The 19,550-nt window shown below is 38.2% G+C and carries 18 protein-coding genes and 1 riboswitch; of the genes, 5 read left to right on the top strand and 13 right to left on the bottom strand.

The window, feature by feature from the left end; genetic code table 11:
• Positions 1-50 precede the first annotated feature (50 nt).
• Positions 51-707, top strand: coding sequence for a cupin domain-containing protein (locus V1L66_RS09935; protein ID WP_333003872.1), 657 nt, complete (start codon positions 51-53; stop codon positions 705-707).
• A gap of 97 nt (positions 708-804) precedes the next feature.
• Complete coding sequence (locus tag V1L66_RS09930; protein WP_036077220.1) at positions 805-1,287, top strand: DUF3231 family protein; 483 nt, start codon at positions 805-807, stop codon at positions 1,285-1,287.
• Between the two features lie 46 nt (positions 1,288-1,333).
• Here V1L66_RS09930 and V1L66_RS09925 read toward each other — a convergent pair whose 3' ends face one another.
• The 5 genes from V1L66_RS09925 to V1L66_RS09905 form a co-directional block, all read right to left on the bottom strand.
• The gene (locus V1L66_RS09925; protein ID WP_333003874.1) at positions 1,334-3,940 is read right to left on the bottom strand and encodes a cation-translocating P-type ATPase; all 2,607 of its coding nucleotides are present in this window, start codon (positions 3,938-3,940) and stop codon (positions 1,334-1,336) included.
• Between the two features lie 253 nt (positions 3,941-4,193).
• Entirely contained in the window at positions 4,194-5,384 is a 1,191-nt protein-coding gene (locus V1L66_RS09920; protein WP_333003875.1) for an MFS transporter, read from the bottom strand.
• 74 nt (positions 5,385-5,458) lie between these two features.
• Positions 5,459-5,558: riboswitch (purine riboswitch) on the bottom strand.
• A gap of 399 nt (positions 5,559-5,957) precedes the next feature.
• Entirely contained in the window at positions 5,958-6,518 is a 561-nt protein-coding gene (gene lepB, locus V1L66_RS09915) for a signal peptidase I (RefSeq protein ID WP_048392477.1), read from the bottom strand.
• 149 nt (positions 6,519-6,667) lie between these two features.
• Positions 6,668-6,778: a hypothetical protein gene (locus V1L66_RS09910; RefSeq protein ID WP_016995537.1), complete on the bottom strand. Its 111-nt coding sequence runs from the start codon at positions 6,776-6,778 to the stop codon at positions 6,668-6,670.
• A 351-nt stretch (positions 6,779-7,129) separates the two neighbouring features.
• Complete coding sequence (locus V1L66_RS09905; RefSeq protein ID WP_036077229.1) at positions 7,130-8,065, bottom strand: LCP family protein; 936 nt, start codon at positions 8,063-8,065, stop codon at positions 7,130-7,132.
• Positions 8,066-8,358: 293 nt separating this feature from the next.
• Between V1L66_RS09905 and V1L66_RS09900 the strand changes: the two genes are divergently transcribed.
• Both V1L66_RS09900 and V1L66_RS09895 read left to right on the top strand, forming a co-directional pair.
• Entirely contained in the window at positions 8,359-9,447 is a 1,089-nt protein-coding gene (locus tag V1L66_RS09900) for a Xaa-Pro peptidase family protein (RefSeq protein WP_333003879.1), read from the top strand.
• Between the two features lie 14 nt (positions 9,448-9,461).
• Positions 9,462-10,664, top strand: coding sequence for an aminotransferase class V-fold PLP-dependent enzyme (locus V1L66_RS09895; RefSeq protein ID WP_016995615.1), 1,203 nt, complete (start codon positions 9,462-9,464; stop codon positions 10,662-10,664).
• Positions 10,665-10,688: 24 nt separating this feature from the next.
• On the opposite strand, the gene V1L66_RS09890 is transcribed toward V1L66_RS09895, so the two are convergent.
• The 6 genes from V1L66_RS09890 to V1L66_RS09865 all read right to left on the bottom strand — a co-directional run bounded on the left by V1L66_RS09890 (position 10,689) and on the right by V1L66_RS09865 (position 14,633).
• Positions 10,689-11,462 (bottom strand): IclR family transcriptional regulator, encoded by a 774-nt coding sequence (locus V1L66_RS09890; protein WP_036077236.1) that lies wholly within the window; start codon positions 11,460-11,462, stop codon positions 10,689-10,691.
• Between the two features lie 291 nt (positions 11,463-11,753).
• Positions 11,754-12,182, bottom strand: coding sequence for a MarR family winged helix-turn-helix transcriptional regulator (locus tag V1L66_RS09885; RefSeq protein ID WP_004230567.1), 429 nt, complete (start codon positions 12,180-12,182; stop codon positions 11,754-11,756).
• Positions 12,183-12,207: 25 nt separating this feature from the next.
• Positions 12,208-12,963 (bottom strand): SDR family oxidoreductase, encoded by a 756-nt coding sequence (locus V1L66_RS09880; protein ID WP_333003882.1) that lies wholly within the window; start codon positions 12,961-12,963, stop codon positions 12,208-12,210.
• Positions 12,964-13,136: 173 nt separating this feature from the next.
• Positions 13,137-14,141: an anti sigma factor C-terminal domain-containing protein gene (locus V1L66_RS09875; RefSeq protein WP_333003884.1), complete on the bottom strand. Its 1,005-nt coding sequence runs from the start codon at positions 14,139-14,141 to the stop codon at positions 13,137-13,139.
• Entirely contained in the window at positions 14,131-14,346 is a 216-nt protein-coding gene (locus tag V1L66_RS09870) for a sigma factor-like helix-turn-helix DNA-binding protein (protein WP_333003886.1), read from the bottom strand. Before V1L66_RS09870 ends, V1L66_RS09875 begins: the two co-directional genes overlap by 11 nt.
• Positions 14,340-14,633, bottom strand: a complete 294-nt coding sequence (locus V1L66_RS09865; protein WP_333003888.1) for a sigma factor — start codon at positions 14,631-14,633, stop codon at positions 14,340-14,342. The genes V1L66_RS09870 and V1L66_RS09865 overlap by 7 nt, the downstream gene beginning before the upstream one ends.
• A 195-nt stretch (positions 14,634-14,828) precedes the next feature.
• Here V1L66_RS09865 and V1L66_RS09860 point away from each other — a divergent pair, with 195 nt between their 5' ends.
• Positions 14,829-15,197: a hypothetical protein gene (locus tag V1L66_RS09860; RefSeq protein ID WP_048392470.1), complete on the top strand. Its 369-nt coding sequence runs from the start codon at positions 14,829-14,831 to the stop codon at positions 15,195-15,197.
• A gap of 48 nt (positions 15,198-15,245) precedes the next feature.
• On the opposite strand, the gene V1L66_RS09855 is transcribed toward V1L66_RS09860, so the two are convergent.
• The gene (locus V1L66_RS09855) at positions 15,246-16,982 is read right to left on the bottom strand and encodes an ABC transporter ATP-binding protein (protein WP_333003891.1); all 1,737 of its coding nucleotides are present in this window, start codon (positions 16,980-16,982) and stop codon (positions 15,246-15,248) included.
• Positions 16,979-18,721 (bottom strand): ABC transporter ATP-binding protein, encoded by a 1,743-nt coding sequence (locus tag V1L66_RS09850; protein WP_016994587.1) that lies wholly within the window; start codon positions 18,719-18,721, stop codon positions 16,979-16,981. The genes V1L66_RS09855 and V1L66_RS09850 overlap by 4 nt, the downstream gene beginning before the upstream one ends.
• Positions 18,722-19,550 lie beyond the last annotated feature (829 nt).

The raw sequence follows: 19,550 nt of genomic DNA, 5'->3' as shown, positions 1-19,550 counted from the left end.
ACATAATCTATGATGATGAATAGCTCAATTACATGAGAAAGGATGTAAGTATGAGCTCAAATATCGATTATAGCGCCCCTTCTGCAGCGTTCACTTTTGATGTCAATAAAAGTACGCTTTTTAAAAAAGACTCCCGAAATTACATTAATATTCTCGGTGTGGAACAATTAAATACATTAGAAAATACATCTTTGCTTGATATTTTTTTAAGTAAGGACAATGTCATCGAGCCACATTACCATCAAAATGCAGCAGAGCTTGTCTATTGTATTGCAGGAGCCGCAACGGTTTCTCTATTGAATCCCTTTACCAAGAAAATTCAAAACTATCCTATCAAGCCTGGGCAGGTTGCCAATGTACCACAGGGCTGGTGGCATTATGAAGAAGCCACAGAAGATGACACGCATCTACTTGCTATTTTTGATGCGCCAACGCCAGAGGTCATTTTAGGCTCGGATATCTTAAAATTCACACCAGCCAATATTATGGCCCATACGTATTGTTTAGATGAAGAACAATGGAAGAAAACGATTGCACCGATTGTTCCTACGACTTATATCGGACCAGCAAAAGGCTGCAATCGTGTCCAATCAGCAACCGATCAAGCCCCTTATAAACCAACCATGCCACAGCAATATATGAAACCATGTCCATACCCTTCCCCATACCGTTACCCTTCTATGTATCCTTATGGCACCTACTATTAGCGACCTCTTATACATTTTTTATTGTAAAAGATGAATAGAATGTCATTTACTGCTCCATCCTAATCTTAAATCAACCTAAGAGTTAGGAAGTGTCAGGATGACAATGATAAATGAAAATCTAGCATCACTACGATTTAAGGAGATTTTTAAGCTTTGGTCACAGCTTGGGATCAATCAAGGCTATATTGCTTCAAGTCATGCTTTTTTTAAGCATACGCGTGATAAAAACTTAAAAATCCTTACATTGGAATTTATTCAATGTTTAAAAGAGGAAAATAAACAGCTAACACTGCTATTAAAGGAAAATGGTGTGTTAGCACCAACAGCATCGATAGAATACGGTAAAATGAAAATAACGGATATTCGCGGAAAATCCTTCATTAATGATGGCGAAATTAGTGCTATTTTATCGATGAATATTGCCTCCTCTTTGATTGCCGTAAGCCAAGCTTTAGAACTGGCAGTAAAGAAAACACATCTAACCAAATATGGTGAACTCCATATGCGTTATGCGCTACTTGGAGCGAAATTGATTGACCTAAGTAAGAGTAAAGGCTGGTTGTTAGCCTCTACACACTAAAAAGAAGCCTCCGTTTTATAACTAACGGAAGCTTCTTTTTTTATCTTTATCGATTTCTCACGAACAATAGCTTATACCATTGATTGACTAGGAATGGTAACACCGATAGGCTATAAATAAAGCCTAGCTGTGCTAGTGTTAATGGAGCCACCTCAAAGACCGTTGTAAGCATCGGCATAAACAAAACAATGTGTAAACTTAGCACACCAATGATAAAGGCGAACCATGTATATTTATTCGAAAATATACCAATCGCAAAGATGGATTGTTTGGATCGGGAATTAAAGCCATGCACTAACCTTGACAAGCATAGTGTTGTAAAGGCCATCGTGCTTGCTGTTAGCGTATCACCTGTCGATAAACCGATTTGAAACGCAATAATGGTGGAAATGGCGATTAATATCCCTTCAAGCACAACTTGTGTGGTAAAGGCTTTATTTAATAAAGGGGTATGAATGTTTCTAGGCTTGTCCTTCATTGTTTTCTTATTATTTGGCTCTAAACCGATGGCAATAGCAGGCAGACTATCTGTTAATAAGTTGATGAATAGTAGATGGACAGGTGCGAAAGGAACAGGTAAGCCCAGAACCGTTGCATATAACACGACAAAAATAGCGCCTGCATTTCCAGATAATAAGAACAGAATAGCATTTTTAATATTTGTATAGATGCTACGACCATTGGCAATTGCCTTGACAATCGTTGAAAAATTATCATCCGTTAAAATCATGGATGAGGCATCTTTTGCAACCTCTGTGCCTGTCACGCCCATAGCCACCCCAATATCTGCTTGCTTCAGAGCAGGTCCATCATTGACACCATCTCCTGTCATGGCCACAACATGTCCTTTATCCTGCCATGCTTTAACAATTCGAATTTTTTGGGCTGGTGTAACACGGGCATACACAGAATAATCCTGTACTTTCTCTTGCAGCTCTTGATCAGTTAAGCCTTCGAGCGCATGTCCCTCTATAGCTTCAGCTGGATTTTTCAAAATACCAATTTGTTCGGCGATCGCGGTTGCTGTAATTTTATGGTCACCTGTAATCATGACGGGCTTAATGCCTGCCTTTATGCAGCTTTCCACAGCCTCTTTCGACTCTTTTCTTGGCGGGTCCATCATCGCCACTAAGCCGACAAAGATTAAATCTCGTTCCGCTCGTGGATCGACTTTTTGTAGAGGCAATACCTCCTTATAAGCAATGGCTAACACCCTTAAGCCATTCATAGAAAAATCACGGTTCACCGCCTCGATTTTCTGGCGATGCTGCGGGGTTATCTCAAAAATACCTGTTGATGTTTTGATTCGCGTCACTTTTGGCAAGAGTACATCCAGAGCCCCTTTGGTAATCATGATGGATTGCTTGTCCATCTGATTGACAGTGCTCATGAGCTTCCTCGCCGAATCAAATGGAATTTCAGCCAGTCTTGGATATTGCTCACGTATATTCAATTCATCTAAACCATATTGTTTCCCCAATTTCACAAGCGCAATTTCTGTAGGATCACCAATTTCTTTCTGCTCGCGCTCGACAGCATCACTACATAAAAGCGCTTTTACCATTAACTCTTTTTCCACTGGGTTCGTTGGATTAAGCCAATCATGGGGAATCTTCTTCTGATCTACAAAAACTTCCTGTACCACCATTTTATTTTCTGTTAAAGTACCTGTTTTATCAGAGCAAATGACCGATACACTCCCCAAGCTTTCCACAGCATAAAGCTTGCGAATAATTGCATTTTCCTTCGCCATCTTTTGGGTGCCAAAAGCTAATACGATTGTCACGATGGAACTCAAAGCCTCGGGGATAGCCGCAACGGCAAGAGATACGGCAAACATAAAGGACTCTACTAAGGCTCGTCCTCGGATAAGGTCAATCGTAAAGATTGCTAAACAAATCAGCGTAATCCCTAAGGCTAACTTTTCACCGAATTGATCGAGACTAATTTGTAATGGTGTTTTCTTTTCCTTGGCTGTATCGAGTAAATTCGCAATTTTTCCGATTTCCGTCTGCATCCCAATTGCCGTAACCATCACGATGCCACGTCCATTGGTCACAAAGCTTCCTGAGTACACCATATTTTTTTTATCCGCAATGGTGATATTGTTTTTTCGAATAGGGTCGGTACTTTTTGCCACAGCAATCGATTCGCCTGTAAGAGAGCTTTCGTTGATGTGTAAATTATGGCTTTCTAGTAGTCTTCCATCCGCATTAATATAATCTCCCGCCTCCAACATCAGAAGGTCCCCTACTACAATTTCTTCAGAAGGAATTTCTACTAGTTGATTATGACGCATGACCTTGGCAATGGGAGAGGTCAATGCTTTTAGATTATCTAATGATTGTTCAGCCTTCACATGCTGCACTGTACCTAAAATGGCATTTAAAATAACCACGATCATGATCACAATGGTGCTTTCTACTTCTCCTAGTAGAAAGGAAACGAAGGCAGCAACGAGTAAAATGATGACCAATAAATCTTTGAATTGGCCCATAAAAACAGCCAACGTACTTGTCTTTTTCCCTTCCTCTAATACATTATAGCCATAGACTTGTTGCCTCTTTTGGACGTCATCATCAGTCAAACCTTGCGTGGTGACGTTCAATATCTTCATGACTTCAGCAGTTGATTGTTGATGATATTCAGTCATTGAGTTCTCCTTCCATTTACAAGATTTGAAAGTCTCCTACTATTTTTCTTAAAAATAATATTCGCTCTTAAAATCTCAAACTCCTCAAATCTGTAAATTCATTAACTACAACAATCTATTCCATAGGTAATTAGAGTATGCTAAGAAACCATAGAGAATTTAATTTTGGGAAGTGTACGAAAATAGATTCATGCAAACCAATTAAAAAGGTATTGGGATGGCTTTCCCAATACCTTTCAGGGCTATCGTTCGATTATGAATGATGATGTGCTGACTGATAATCTACGTGCTGCTCCTGTCCAAGAGGTGCCCTTTTAATAGAAAAGATCGCGCAGCCTAATGCACAAAGAACTAGAATCGTACCAAAGCTAGCTAGGTGCATAACAGAACCTGTCCAAGCAAACATTGCGCCACCAACTGCTGATCCGATAGAAATACCAATTTGCAGGGCAGCTGTATTTAAGCTTTGCTGAATATCCGATGATTGAGGATCCACCTGAATTAAGTAATTTTGTAATGGCGGTGTCAGTGCCCAGCTCAACGCACCCCATAAAACCGTAAATACTAAAAACAGTGGAAGGGCAATAATTGTATAAGGAATACTAAATAAGACAATGGCAAAAGCTGAGACAATTAAAATAATGGCTTTACTTGTGCCAATTTTATCACTCACCCATCCACCTACAGCATTTCCACTAACAGAGGCAATACCAAAAATTAAGTAACAAATACTAACCCATGAAGCATTCATATCAAATGCCTCTACTAAAAATGGTGTTAAATAGGCGTAGAGCATGTAATGGCCCGCTAGCATAAATAGGGTAGTTAACTGTGCTGTCAGGATTTTTAAATTCGCCAGCGATTTAATTTGCGCCTTGAGTGGCACTACTTCTCCAATTGGCATTTTTTCAAGTAATAAAGCAATTAATATCATTGAAATCGTTGATAGGATACTAATACCTAAAAATACAGCTCGCCAGCCAAACGCTTCTGTAATAAAAATACCCATTGGCACACCGATCACCAGCGCAGAACTTACCCCCATAAAAACAAGCCCCAGTGCTTTAGCACGATGGCGAGGCTCTACGATTTTAGTTGTAATCGTTAATGATAAAACAATCACTAACGCTGTACTCATAGCTGTGAAAATACGTGCGATTAGCACAATGATAAACGTTGTACTAAAGAAGGTCATTAGATTTCCTAACGTAAAAATAAATAAAGAAATAAGGAATAAGCGCTTGCGTTCCACCTTAGCTGTCAAGGATAGTAGGACAGGCGCAGAAATCGCATAAACAAGTGCAAAAATAGTAATTAATTGTCCCGCTGTCGCTAAAGACACATCTAAATCCTCTGCAATATTTGGCAGGATTCCACCAACAATTAATTCAACTAACCCTACTGCAAAGGTAGTCACAGCAAGAATATAAACTCTCCAATTCATCGTAATCTCCCCTTCGGTACACGTTCATTTTTGTAGGAGATTGTTTTAAAACAAACTAAAAAAATCCTGACTACAAAAATGAAGCAAAGTTTTGTAGTCAGGATTTTATGGTTCCTGGTAGAGACCCTCAATCCATATTATTGAGGTTATACAGATCAAATATTTACTTTAGCTATAGTAGCACATCAAAATTTCATTGACAATAGCTTTTTTCATAGAATTCATTGCCTCTAAAAATCTTTTTGGCAAGAGAAAATTTCGATTTTCTGCTTATATTTCGACGAATTTGACCATATATATAAACATACAATAACTATTTTACGAGGTGATTGTTTGCGTATAGTAGGATTTGTCTGCTATTTTTTAATACTATTTTATGGCGTAGAATTAGTAGAAGAAGCGTTCACAAATGAAGAACCAGCAATGCAATCTCCCATGAAAAGTAAGCCATCGCCCATCAAGGAAACCGTTGAAAATTCAAGGATTTGTGTCTATTATCCCACTTATAAAAGCTGTACCGATTTACCCCAACAATAAAAAAGAGGCTACTCAATAGAGTGACCTCTTTTTTCATCATTTTGAGCCAATATGAAAATGACTAAATGGATAGAGTATTAATTTTGATTCACCATATACAGCATCCTCTGAAATTAAACCATAATGGCGACTGTCACTACTTTTTAGGCGATTGTCACCAAGCACAAAATACATGCCCTCTGGCACTTCTTTTTCATTCACTAATTGCTCCAATGTAAAGTTTTCCGTAATGCGCAATTGATTAGGATCATCCGTTTGACGGTTCACATAATCTTCTTTGTATGCTTTGCCATTGACGTACAATACATCGTCTTTCATTTCCACTTTATCCCCTGGAAGACCAATGACACGTTTAATATATAACTCATCTTCGACAGGTGATTGGAAAACAATTTGATCGAAACGCTCGATTTTACTTGTTTTGCTTACAATAATAATATCCTTATCGTGATAAGTCGGATACATAGATGCTCCCTGCACTTTAATCGGCGCAAATAAAAATTGCTTACAGCCAAAAACAACAACAGCTGTAATGACAATAATTTTGATGTAGGATAATATTTCTTTTTTTAGATTGGATGTTTTTTCCGCTTGCATGCTCATTCCCCGATACTGTTTTTTTAATAGTATAACATTTTCTCACTATTATTGACGAATGAATCACACAAATTGTTTCCTATTCATAGAAAAATAGACAAGGCTACAAAGTAACATTGTCTAGAAATTGATATTTTGCTGTTTCATCGTTATGAATGGTTAGTTTGTGTAGCAGAGTGATGCTGCTCGTTTAATAAATCTACTGCTAATACGATACCCACTGGTAATGCAAATGCTAATAAAATTGTGCCTATAATCATCACAATCACTCCTTTAACCATTTCTAATGTCAGTATACACTTAATTTTCTGATATTTCAAGAAATATCGAAAAAAGATGAATAACAGCAAAAAAATCATTCAACTAGGCATGCACCCTACCTGAATGATTTTTTATCCCTTACATAAATAATTTTAAACATAATACTTGTAGGCCTCTAATTGCTGATTGGACTGGATTTTTTCGCACTTTACGTTTAGGTACATAGCTTTGCATGCAATGATTCAGCGCTGTATACCTCAGCACCTGGGTCCTCCCATTCATTCATCTCCCTCCCCTCGTGGCCAAAAAGTTAACAACTAATATGCGACATTTGTAAGCAACTTGCTTACTTACTTTTTTAAATGGTTTTGTAAATCTGTTTGTATTTTTTGAAGCTCTGCCTCATTCGGAATATAGTACCAAATGCGGTTAATCCTTTCACCTTCGCCCTCTTCAAACGATAACTGCTCAATATCCTTATCCATTTTTTTATAAATACCTTGTAGCTGAATAAGGTCCTTCACTGAAAAATTCATGCGAACATTGTCACCTAGTACATTCAACATATCGGTTGCTTTTAATAATGTTGATGGTGTGGAGGCTTTTTTCATCACCGCTTCAATGATTTGACGTTGTCGAATTTGACGTCCAAAATCACCTCGTGGATCTTCATAACGAATACGAGAAAAAATAAGGGCCTCATTACCATCTAATGTGATTTCTCCCTTTGGATAATGGTAGTCGTCAAAGGTTAAATCCATATCATTATCGATTGTTACGCCACCCAGCGTATCAATAATTTGTAAAAAGCCCTCCATATTAATAAATACATAATAATCGATGGGTATATTTAAAAAATTTTCGACCGTATCCACAGCCATCGGGACGCCTCCAAAGGCATAGGCATGATTAATCTTATCTACTGTATCATGACCAACGATTTCTGTTCGAGTATCACGGGGTATACTAAGCATTTTCATCGTCTGCTTTTCAGGATTCACAGTGATTACAATCATGGTATCGGAACGACCACTATCATCTTTTCGTTCATCGACCCCAAGCATTAGAACCGAAAATGGATCTTTTTTAATCACTGTTTTTTCTTCTGGTTGTGCTGCATCTGTTGTTTGAATAAGTGGTGTATTTATTTTATTCATAGTTTTTTGGATGGTAAAGTAGGCAGTACCTATAAAAATCAAAAAAATTGCTAATAGGCTACCAACAATCCACAGCCATAATTTTTTCTTGCTCTTTTTCTCTTTTGAGCGTTTCATGTTTTTTTCCATACATAAGTCCTTTCTTGCTTAACAATTTTGCCCCTCTTTTTGACGTATTAAGTTGGAAAAAAGTTTATCTAGTCTACTTATATGCATAATGAACGAAAAAAAGACGTACACTAGTATTTACTAAATTTACAACATACTATTCCCTCATTTGTCAATTATCTTCCTTTTACATTCATTCCCCTCTATCAAAATGGTGCTATCTTAATTTATTGAAAATTCATTATTGTTGATATATACTATTTTTCAGATACAACGTCTCTATAATAGAAACGTTTTTTAGGAGGAATCACTCAATGTTTCAAAAAAGAAGAGAGCAGCTCGTTTCCCGTATGCAGCAACAGTCAATTGATGTAGCAGTGCTAGTGCCAGGGTCAAACATGTATTATTTTACAGGTCTTCAGTTAAAGCAAAGTGAACGCCTAACAGTAGTCGCTATTACTGCTCATCATCAATTATACTTTCTCGTTCCACAAGTAGAATTAACAAAAATAGACGTAAGTTATGGTGGGACAATCTTATCCTATTCGGATGAGGAAGGACCCACACAGGCCATCCAGCAACTAAAAAAAGAACTAGCAACAGCGCAGACACTTGGCGTTGAGTTTGACACCATGCGCGTGAAGGAACAGAAAGCTATCGAAAAACTTACATATGACACTTTATGTGATATCGGTGAAACCATTCGTGATATACGTATGGAAAAAGATGAACACGAAATAGCCCTCATGCGTCAGGCTGTACAGATCGTCGAAGAAAGTCTTGCAGCCACATTACCGATTATTCAAGCTGGTATTTCAGAAATGGAAGTCGCAGCCCAATTAGAATATGAAATGAGACGACGTGGATCAGAGGGAACACCTTTTGGAACCATTGTTGCTTCTGGTTATCGAGGTGCACTTCCTCATGGTAGAGCGAGCACGAAGAAAATAGAGACAGGTGAATTAATCGTCATAGATTTTGGCGCGATTTATAAGGGGTATGTGGCGGATATGACTAGAACGGTTGCTTTAGGAGAAGTTTCACCAACGCTCAAAACAATTTATAGCATTGTGAAGCAAGCAAATGAAACAGCCATAGAAGCCATAAAACCGGGCATGACAGCTCATGCCATTGATGATCTAGCAAGAGGCATTATTCGCGATGCTGGCTATGGCGATTATTTCACACACCGACTTGGCCACGGCATTGGTTTAAGCGCACATGAAGAGCCTTATATGATGCAGCGGAATCAACTAGTGTTAAAGCCAGGCATGGCCTTTACCGTGGAGCCAGGTATCTATGTGCAGGATGTTGGTGGTGTTCGTATCGAGGATAATTTAATTGTTACCGAAGATGGTTACGAAAATTTAATGACCTATTCGAAAGAATTAATCATTTTATAAGGTTGGTGTGTACAATGATCGATATGAGGAAAATACAACAGGATATGCCGCTACTTGAACACTATATTTATCTAAACACAGCTGCTGCATCTGCCATGCCACAGCCAGTCGTGGATGCAATGACTAGCTATCTCCAAAAACAAGCAAGTATTGGTCCCTACCTGCCCTCTTTTCGTCAAGAAACGTATGCGCAAGTAGAGCGTATTCGAGAAAAAGCCGCATTGTTCATCGGCGCAATAAAAGAGGAAATTGCCTTTATGCCAAACGGTTCAGTGGCGATTAATTATGTCGCTGGAGGCTTGCAATGGAAACAGGGGGATGAGGTTATAGTGCTCGACACAGAAATGTTGAGTAACTATGTGCCTTGGCTTGCCCTTCAGCAGCAAGGGGTTCAGCTGAAAGTGTTAAAAACCAATGATGAATATATGGTGGATTTATATGCCCTTGAGCAACTCATCACACCACAAACAAAATTGATTGCCTTTGCCCATATGTCCAATGCTGCTGGGGCACTCCAGCCTGCCAAAGAAATATGTCAGCTAGCCCAGCAACACAATGTACTAACATTGATGAATGCCAATCAAACACTTGGTTTAACACCGATGAATGTTGCCGAGCTTGGCTGTGACTTTCTAGTTGCATGTGGACGAAAATGGCTACGCGGTCCTGAAGGATCAGGTATTTTATATGTACGAGAAGCACTCATTCCAACATTGACGCCTATTATGATTGGCTGGGGCAGCACCCAGTGGGATTATCAGAACAATGCCTATTCATTTTTAGAAACAGCTAAACGTTTTGAGCCAGGTTGTCCGATCATTCCAAGTATTTTCGGATTAGGGGCAGCTATTGATTATGCGAACAATATTGGTATCCACCACATATATGATCGTGTAAAGCAGCTAACAAACTATTTAATTGAACAGCTTGCCACCATTCCAGGCATTGTCTTATATGGTCCTCAAAATAGTGCTCATCGATTATCGATTACGCCGTTTAACATTGAAGGGCTGTCACCAGATGAGCTAACCAATGCTTTAGCAGACCAAGGGGTCATCATTGAAGCTGGCACATTTATGGCGAATACCATTATGGAACGCAATCAGATTACTAAAATGGCACGTTTTTCACCACACTATTTTAATACGTTTGAAGAAATCGACACAGCTGTATCCATCATGAGAGAAATCCAAGCAAAGGCTCAAGATAGACATTAACTATCTTGAGCCTCTTTTTCATGCTTATTCATGATATAATTTAAAGCTGTATTGATCGAAATACCGTTGAATATTCATCGCTCCATATTGAAGAACATTCACCATATCAGGTAACTTCTCCTCTGTTGGCTTACGATAAATAGGACCAGCAATTGTTAAAGAGGCAATGACTTCTTTTTTACTGTTAAAAAGAGGTACACCGAGCCCAAATACGGAATGAGAGTACTCTCCCGTCGAAAAGCACCAGCCTTGCTGTTGTATTTTTTCTAAATCGGCTAACATTTCATCAGGGTCAGTAATGGTTTCAGGCGTTAACCTTTTCATCCCATGCTCCATGATTTCTTTTTTTCTCTCTTCAGGTAGATAAGCCATGATGACTTTACAAGATGCCCCGATATGTAGTGGTGTCCGCGTGCCAATCGACACCGAAAACTTAATGGTTTGAGAGCTCTCAGCTATTTCCACTGTGACACCATCTGTTCCATCCAGCCATGTTAAAAATACGGATTCCTTGATGGTATCTGCAAGGTTGATCATAATTGGTAAAACAAAGTCAGAAAGATTTAATTTATCTTTAACCATCTGACCATATTCTAAAAAGCGAAGCCCTAATTCATATTTTTTTGTCTCAGGATTTTGAATAAGAAAGCCTTGTTTTTCGAAGGTTGCTAAAATCCGATAAATAATGGAGTGACTAATATCCATCTCTTTCGCTAGCTCACGAACACCCCATGTAGGATTTTCTTTATTAAAATATTTCAGTACCTCCAATGAGTTATCTAATGTTTTTAATGTCATTTCACACCTCAAATGTCTCTATAATAGAACCGTATTTTGATTATAAAATGAACACGGACAATTTTCAATAAATTCAACTATTTTACAATTAGATTTTAAATAAACTATTTAATTCAAGCAGTTCATATGAACATTCGGATTGTGCTGAGCATGGCTATCACGCAAAAAAGGAAGGCTATCCGCTAGAATCCCCTTTCTATCCGTCACATTTTGAGTTTTATCCACCAGTTATCCGCCTAAACAATGAAAAATCAACCCACCTCTTAAAAGGTAGGTTGATTTTTTACATGGCTATTTCTGCTGGATACCCTGTACTAATTTTTCTTGAATCCGCAAGTATTGGGCAATTTCCTCATCATCTAATACTTCAAAAAGCTGTACAAAGACCTCTTTCCCGATAGATTGAGCCTTTGCTAAAGCACTTTGACCCTCATCTGTAATTTGTAAACGAATGGTGCGACGGTCAGATGGATCATATAGTCTTTCTGCTAATCCAAGCTTGACCAGCTTTTCAGCAATGCTCGTCATCGCACCTTTTGTATAGCCGATTGTTTCAGCTAATTCTGCTTGTTTTTGAGGGCCTTTGACATGTAGCTCATTTAAAACTAAAATTGGTGAAATTCCTAAAGGATATGGGAACGCTTTTGTAAAACGTATAATATTCGCATTGTTCACCTGTTCAATCATATGAATCAGTTTAAAAATATTTGTCTGTTTCAAAAAAATCCTCCTCAAACGCTGAGAATTAATGAAGCATTAGTGAGCCTCCATCCACCATAATCGTTTGACCTGTAATGTATTGAGAATCGTCAGAAGCTAAGAAAACAGCTACTCGACCGATATCTTGCTCAATATCACCAAAACGACCTAACGGAATTTTACTTCTCACCGCTTCATAATACTCTGGCTGTGCTTTTGCCCATGCTTGTACACCTGGTGAATCAGCAAGCGGACTAATGATATTGACATTAATACCAAAACGTCCCCATTCATTTGCGGCCACACGAGAAATACCACGAATGGCTTCCTTAGCAGCGGCATAAGCAGCCTGTGTTTCATGACCTTGAATGCCTGCTCCAGATGCAAAGTTAATAATATTACCCTTAGTTTCTTTTAAATGCGGTAGTGCTGCTTGCATTAAATAGAAGGTTGGATAAAAACCTGTCCCAAATGACAAGTCAAGATCTGCTTGTGTAGTTTCTTCTATTGTAACTTGTTTAGCAGCATGAGCGTTATTAACTAGCACATCTAGTTTACCGTATTTTTCTACGACTGTATCAATAATTTTTGGTAATTGGTCGCGTTCCATTAGATTAGCCTGTAAAAACATAGACTTTGGCGACATTTCTTGTAATTCTTTTGCCATTGCCTCGCCTGCTTCTGTATTTAAGTCAACAATTGTAACAATCGCCCCTTCCTTTACCATAGCTTTTGCCATTCCACTACCAATACCACCTGCACCGCCAGTAATGATGACCATTTTGTTTTGTAGTTTACCCACTGCAACAACATCTCCTTCTTGTTTCTCTGTTAATAGTTTAACATTAAACTATTTAATTTTAAACTAAATTGCTTCAGATAAAAAAGCCTATTCTGGAGAAGTTAATCCAAAATAAGCTTTTTCTAAAATTGATCTTTCCTACATGATTGTGCCGATTACTCTTTTCCAGCGCTCTATTTCTGATTTGATATTACACCAAATATAGACCCTTTAATGTAGGGTTGTCCTTGTAATGACTGCAATTGCTCTGGAGTACCAGTTACTACAGCCCCACTTATTTTCACATCACTTTTCTCCAGGGTGCCATTTTCCCCTACTAAAGCTTGATAAATCTGGTTTGTTTCCCACTCAAAGTTCTTGCTTTTACGCAGAAGCTCAATGTTTCGAATAAAGGTCGCAACCTCATCGATTGAAGAGCGTCGAGGTTTTGGTTTGGATTGCTCTGATTGAAAGCCATAAATGTATGGATCATTGGCTGAAATCGTATTCTGTCCTTGCTTAAAAAAATCTAGTGTATCATCTGTATAGGCATCCACCCACCACCAATCTACTTGTACTTCAGAAGGTAGCTTGCTTTTAATTTCATCCAAACTATAAGCATCATCAAAGGAAATAGCTATTTCTACTAAAGTATTTTTCTCCAATTGGCGCAGTTCACTAATCTTATCTTGATAATGGTCGTAGGAAATCTTTGGATGATAAAAAAACATTTCTCGGTCACCTGTGTAGTCATTAAACCGTTCGAATTGATATGTTTCTGCCAGTGATTCTGAACCTTCTATTTGGATGGGGCTAGAAATGGCCGTTCGTGTAAGCGTTCCAAATAAATTATAATCGCTTTTGATAGGCTTCCAAATATAGGGCCGATGCAGCTCTCCAAGCACCTTATAGGTTGTTGTTGTTATTTTCCCTCCCAGCAAATGATCGTCATAAACCTGATTACTAATTTGGACATTGGGCCCACTTATTTCGTTAAACAAATGAATATCATCCATTACTTTTTGCGCACTATTTAACGATAAAGTTCTCAACCCATACCATAATGCTATTAGCACAATGGGGGTAACGATTAATGTAATCCCAATCATTTTGACTGTTGACCAAAACCTGGCCTTTCTCATTATTTTTTTCGTCTGTCTATCATCAAATACAAATTCATTTTCTTCTTTATTCATCATGAATATCCTCCTTAAATCGTTCAGTAAATTCTTCCCTAGCACGTCTGACATGCGTTTTGAGTGTGTTTTCATTCTTATTCATCAAGGCTGAAATTTCCTTATACGATAATCCCAGCTCATATTTCAGGATTAATAATTCCTGATGTAAAATGGATAGCGTTTCGAGCGTGTTTTGTATGTCCTTTAATTTTTCTTTTTTTAGCATTGGATCTCAGGAATGTGAATCAATGATGTCAATTGAACTTCCTCTAATTCTGTTGTTGGATGACGTTTTTCTTGTCTCTTGAGATCATAAAATTGATTGGTTGCTACACGATATAACCAGCTCATTACTTTATCTGACTGAATTCCATTTTTATGTAATAAAAATTTATAACATGTATCTTGGACGATATCTTCTGCATCCTCATGGGCTAATCCACGTTTTCTCAAATAACGATATAGCAGCGTTCCTGCTTGCTGTAGAAACGCATTCATTGATTGCTTTACCATGTCCACCCCCCTTCTGCCTATACAACGCAGAACTCCATGAAAAGTTTACATATTACTAAAATTCACCATTAAATTTTTTAGTTTAGTGAAAACCAACTACATTTATTTTCAAATACATACAAGCATCTTTTTAATTTGACAAGAATATACTGTAGCAGCTAGCTAAAATCACTTTCAAGAAAGGAGTTGTGGATAATGGGTGCTAAATGGATAAAGGTTTCAGTCTTTTATTTATTAATTGTTTTTGCTTTTGGCCTGTTTATGCATTATACGGTTCAACTTCAATGGAAAGCGACACATGCTCATATTGGTGTGGTAGGTTGGCTGACTACTGGATTCATTGGTTTAATTTATTCGACTTATAAAAATGCTGCGGAGACAGGTCTCGCCAAAGCACAGTTCTGGCTTTACAATCTCGGTTTACCCTTCCTTTTTGTTGGCATGATGATGGTGTATTGGGATGTACCACGCTGGTTATTTGAGCTTTTCGTGTCTGGTGGTGGAATTGCTGTAGCGCTGTCTGTCCTGTTATTCTTTATCAATGTCTTCAAATATGTAAGATAAATAGAAAAGCCCCGCTTCACAGTTGAAGTGGGGCTTTTCTAGCTATTACTATTGTTGTAAGGAGTTCGCCTGCATTTGATACATCTTGTCATAAATTCCGCCAAGCGCTAGCAGTTCATCATGTGTGCCGTTTTCTACAATTTTTCCTCGATCAAGTACAAGAATACGATCTGCATTTTTAATGGTAGAAAGTCGATGGGCAATAATAAACGTTGTTCGTCCTTTTTTCAGGACATCCATCGCATGCTGAATAATTTCTTCCGTTTCCGTATCAATATTCGATGTCGCTTCATCCAATATTAAAATGGCTGGATCAAACGCCAGGGCACGTGCAAACGAAATCAACTGACGTTGTCCTGAAGATAATGTACTGCCCTTCTCAATAACTGGCTCCTCATAGCCATTTGGTAAATTAGCTAAAACACGTTCTCCCCCGACAGCATTTAAGGAAGCTACTATTTTCTCGTGAGAGATGCGCGGGTTGTTTAAGCTAACATTGGATGCAATCGTACCTGTAAATAAGTAAGGGTCCTGTAGCACAATACCCATATGTTCACGCATCGTTTGACGTGGAACAGAGGTAATATCAATGCCATCAATGGTAATTTTGCCTTTTGACGGGTCGTAGAAGCGGAACAGTAAGTTCATAATGGAACTTTTCCCTGAACCTGTATGACCAACTAAGGCAATTGTTTCACCTTGATGTGCTTCAAATGACAGGTTTTTCAGCACATATTCATTATCTTTATAGGCAAAGGAAACATCTTCGAAAACCACATTTCCTTTATATCGTGGGATGCTCTTTTCAGAAACAGGCTCACCATTCGTATCTAACACCTCAAAGACACGTTTACCTGCAATGAGTGAACGCTCAAGCTGTGAAAACTGGTTCACAATATTCGTGATCGGATTAAATAGCTTTGTTAAGTAATCAACAAATGCATACAATGTCCCTGCTGTAATCACTTCAGTTGATGTGAATGAGCGTGTACCAAAGTAGAAAATAAAGACCGTAAACATGATAAGTCTTAGCGTATTCACAAGGTTAAAGGATGTAGCTGAATCAAGCACCAGCAGCTTACGTTCATACGCATAATGCTCATTATTCATGTCATCAAATTCCTTCGTCATTTGCTGCTCACGACGGAACGCCTGAATAATTGTCATGCCCTGAATGGATTCATTAATCATGGCATTAATATCTGCAATTTTTGTACGAATGACATCGTTGTATTTAGAGGCAAATTTTCGATATAAAATCATCCATACATAAACAATTGGAATCATGGTTAAAGCAAGCATTGCCATTTTCCAATTTAAAATAAAGAGCGCTATATACACCCCAAAAATAGAAATGAAGCTCGTCACAAAATTGGATAGAACCTGTACATATAAATTCCGAACTGCCTCTGTATCGTTTGTTACACGCGCAACAATTTTACCCGCTGGTAAATTGTCGAAGTATTGGATCGGTAAAGTTTGAATATGTTCAAAGACATCTTTACGTAATTTTTGGATGACACGGTTTGCCCCAATTTGCAAATAAATATACATAAAATAACGTAATATGGCTGTTGCAATGGCTAAAAGTAAATACACAATGAGCAACCATGTAATCGGTTTGATTTCTATATGACCGATTGTCATGTAATTATCAATAATATGTTTCGCAATAAACGGTCCAACAAGCTCCGTGAATACGGCAATTGTTAGGAAGAATAAGCCTAATAGTATCGGCTTTTTAAAATACATCGCATAGCGTGTTAAACGTTGACTCGTACTCATGAGGCACCTCCTTCTAGCTGCTGACGGTCAAATTGCTCTTTATACCATCCTTGTTGCGCAAGAAGTTCCTCATGTGTTCCCTGCTCTACAATTTGCCCATCATCCAGTACGATGATGACATCGGCATGCTGAATACCAGACAAGCGATGTGTCGTAATAATCGTCGTTTTACCTTGACGTTCACGCTGAATATTTTCAATAATTCTTGCCTCTGTCTTCGCGTCGACAGCGGAAAGCGAATCATCCAGCATTAAAATTTCAGGATCTTTAATTAAAGCACGAGCAATAGACACACGTTGTTTTTGACCGCCTGAAAGAGAGACACCCTTTTCTCCAACAAGTGTTTCAAGACCCATTGGTAGATTGTCTAAATCCTTTTCAAAATACGCGGCACGTATCGCCTGCTGCAACTCTGCTTGTGTTGCATCTTCTTTCCCAAATAATATATTTTCACGAATAGTGCGTGAGAATAGCACATGATCTTGTGGTACATAACCAATCCAGTCGAGGATCTGCTCCTTCGTTTGAGCCGTAATATCGATACCGTCAATGGAAAGCTGTCCCTGTCCGATTGGGTATTCTCGCAACAATTGGCGTAGGAAGGTTGTTTTACCTGCCCCCGTTTTACCAACAATGCCAAGGGTTTGACCTTTTTTTAAGGAAAGGGAAATCTGCTGTAGGTTTTTCACCTGACTCATCGGATATTGGAATGTTAAGGCATCAAAGCCAATCGCATTTGGTGTCGCAATCATTTGTGGATTCGGAATATTTCGAACATCCGCCTCGTAGTTCAAGGTTTCCTGCACACGATCTAGTGAGGCATTCCCCTGCTGCATAACATTGATGAGCTCACCAATCGCAAATATTGGCCAAACAGCCAAACCTAAATAAACATTAAACGTGACCAGTTGCCCAACCGTCATCGCCTCTGTTGCCACTAAATGAGCCCCGTAACCAAGTGCTACAACATAGCTAATGCCTGTTCCAACTTTTGTAATTGGGCCAAATAAAGCATTGATTTTTGCTGTATGAATATTTTTTGCATACACGACTTCACTCATCTCTGCAAAATTAGCCTCATCCTTTTTTTCCTGCACATAGGCACGCACCACTCGCACTCCTGCTACAGATTCCAGCACACTATCGTTTAGCTCCCCAAAAGCATCTTGTGCCTTCATATATCGCTCATGAACAATTTTTCCTAAATATTGAATGAGGATCGCCATAATAGGGACTGGTAACATAGCGAAAAATGTGAGCTTCCACGAAATCATATAGCCCATCGCAAAAATGATAAAGCCCATATAAATCGTTGAATCAATCAACGTCATAATACCAAAACCAGCTGTCATGGATACGGCATTTAAGTCATTTGTTGCACGTGCCATCAGGTCACCGGTACGGTTTTTCTCATAAAATGTTGGGGTCATGCGTAAAAAATGCTGCATTAAATTACGACGTAAAATTTTCTCAAGGTTGATAGCCCCTTCAAATAGTCGGAATTGCCACACAAAATTTAATAAATAGCCCCCAATAATAATTCCAATAAAAATCAAGACATACTTTGTTAAAATAGCTGGTGTCATTTCTCCTGCAGTCAATAGATCTATAATAGAACCGAGTAAATAGGGAGGGACAACCTCTAATCCACTGGCAATCATTAGTAAAACAATGGCCACCGTATATTGCTTCCAGTATTTTTTAAAGAACCAGCCTAATTTACTTAACACATCAAACATACATCATAACCTTCTTTCCTCCGTGCTGTTGTGGATGACTACCCACTTTCTAGAAATTCCTTTTTGAAAATCATTCGTCTAACTGTTTTTGTCATATACATACACTCCTTTTTTGTTTGCACTACAACCTTTTTTGCACAAAAAAAGACACATACCCTAAAAGAGTAAGTGTCTCTTATAAAAGGCAGGATAATTCCATACCTAGTTCTGCAATAGTAAATAAAGCGTTAGGCACGGACAATGTATGTAACTGTGATTGAATTTGATACTGATAAAATTAACATTGTCATGCCCTCCTTTAGTTTATTTGTTATAGTGTTCTTGAAGATTATCACACTATAGAAATATTTGTCAACTATCACCCTGTTATTTTTTATCATTTTCAGGAAATAGTTAGCGCTTTAAAGCATTAAAATGCTCTAAGGAATCAAAGGGAGAACATGCTTAAAATTACTGTGTTGTCTATAACCTTACAATAAATCTACGGCACAGACATTAACCTAAAGACTGAAATACAAGACTAGTGATTTTGATACCAAATAGCAGACAATAGAAAATTCTCTTTGCGTCTGTTGCACTCCTTCAATATGCTTATCTCATCATCTTTATTTATTTAGTTAATTATTATTTAGTTAATTATTATTTAGTAGTGTCGGGTTTTCCGTTTATGGTTTAGCCGTCAGCGGGTTTTCCGTCAGCGGGTTCACATAAGATGGATAAAGAAATGTCCATGTAATAAAATCTATTTCATTTTCCATATATAATATTTCGAAATATTATTTCGTGAGCATTTATACCTTTCTATACACTATATACATTTTAAAAGTCG

It is taken from the genome of Lysinibacillus sp. IITD104 (genome assembly GCF_036698265.2).
GTDB lineage: Bacteria > Bacillota > Bacilli > Bacillales_A > Planococcaceae > Lysinibacillus > Lysinibacillus boronitolerans.
Note: the sequence above shows the minus strand (reverse complement) of the source record. Positions and strands in the feature narration are given on the sequence as shown.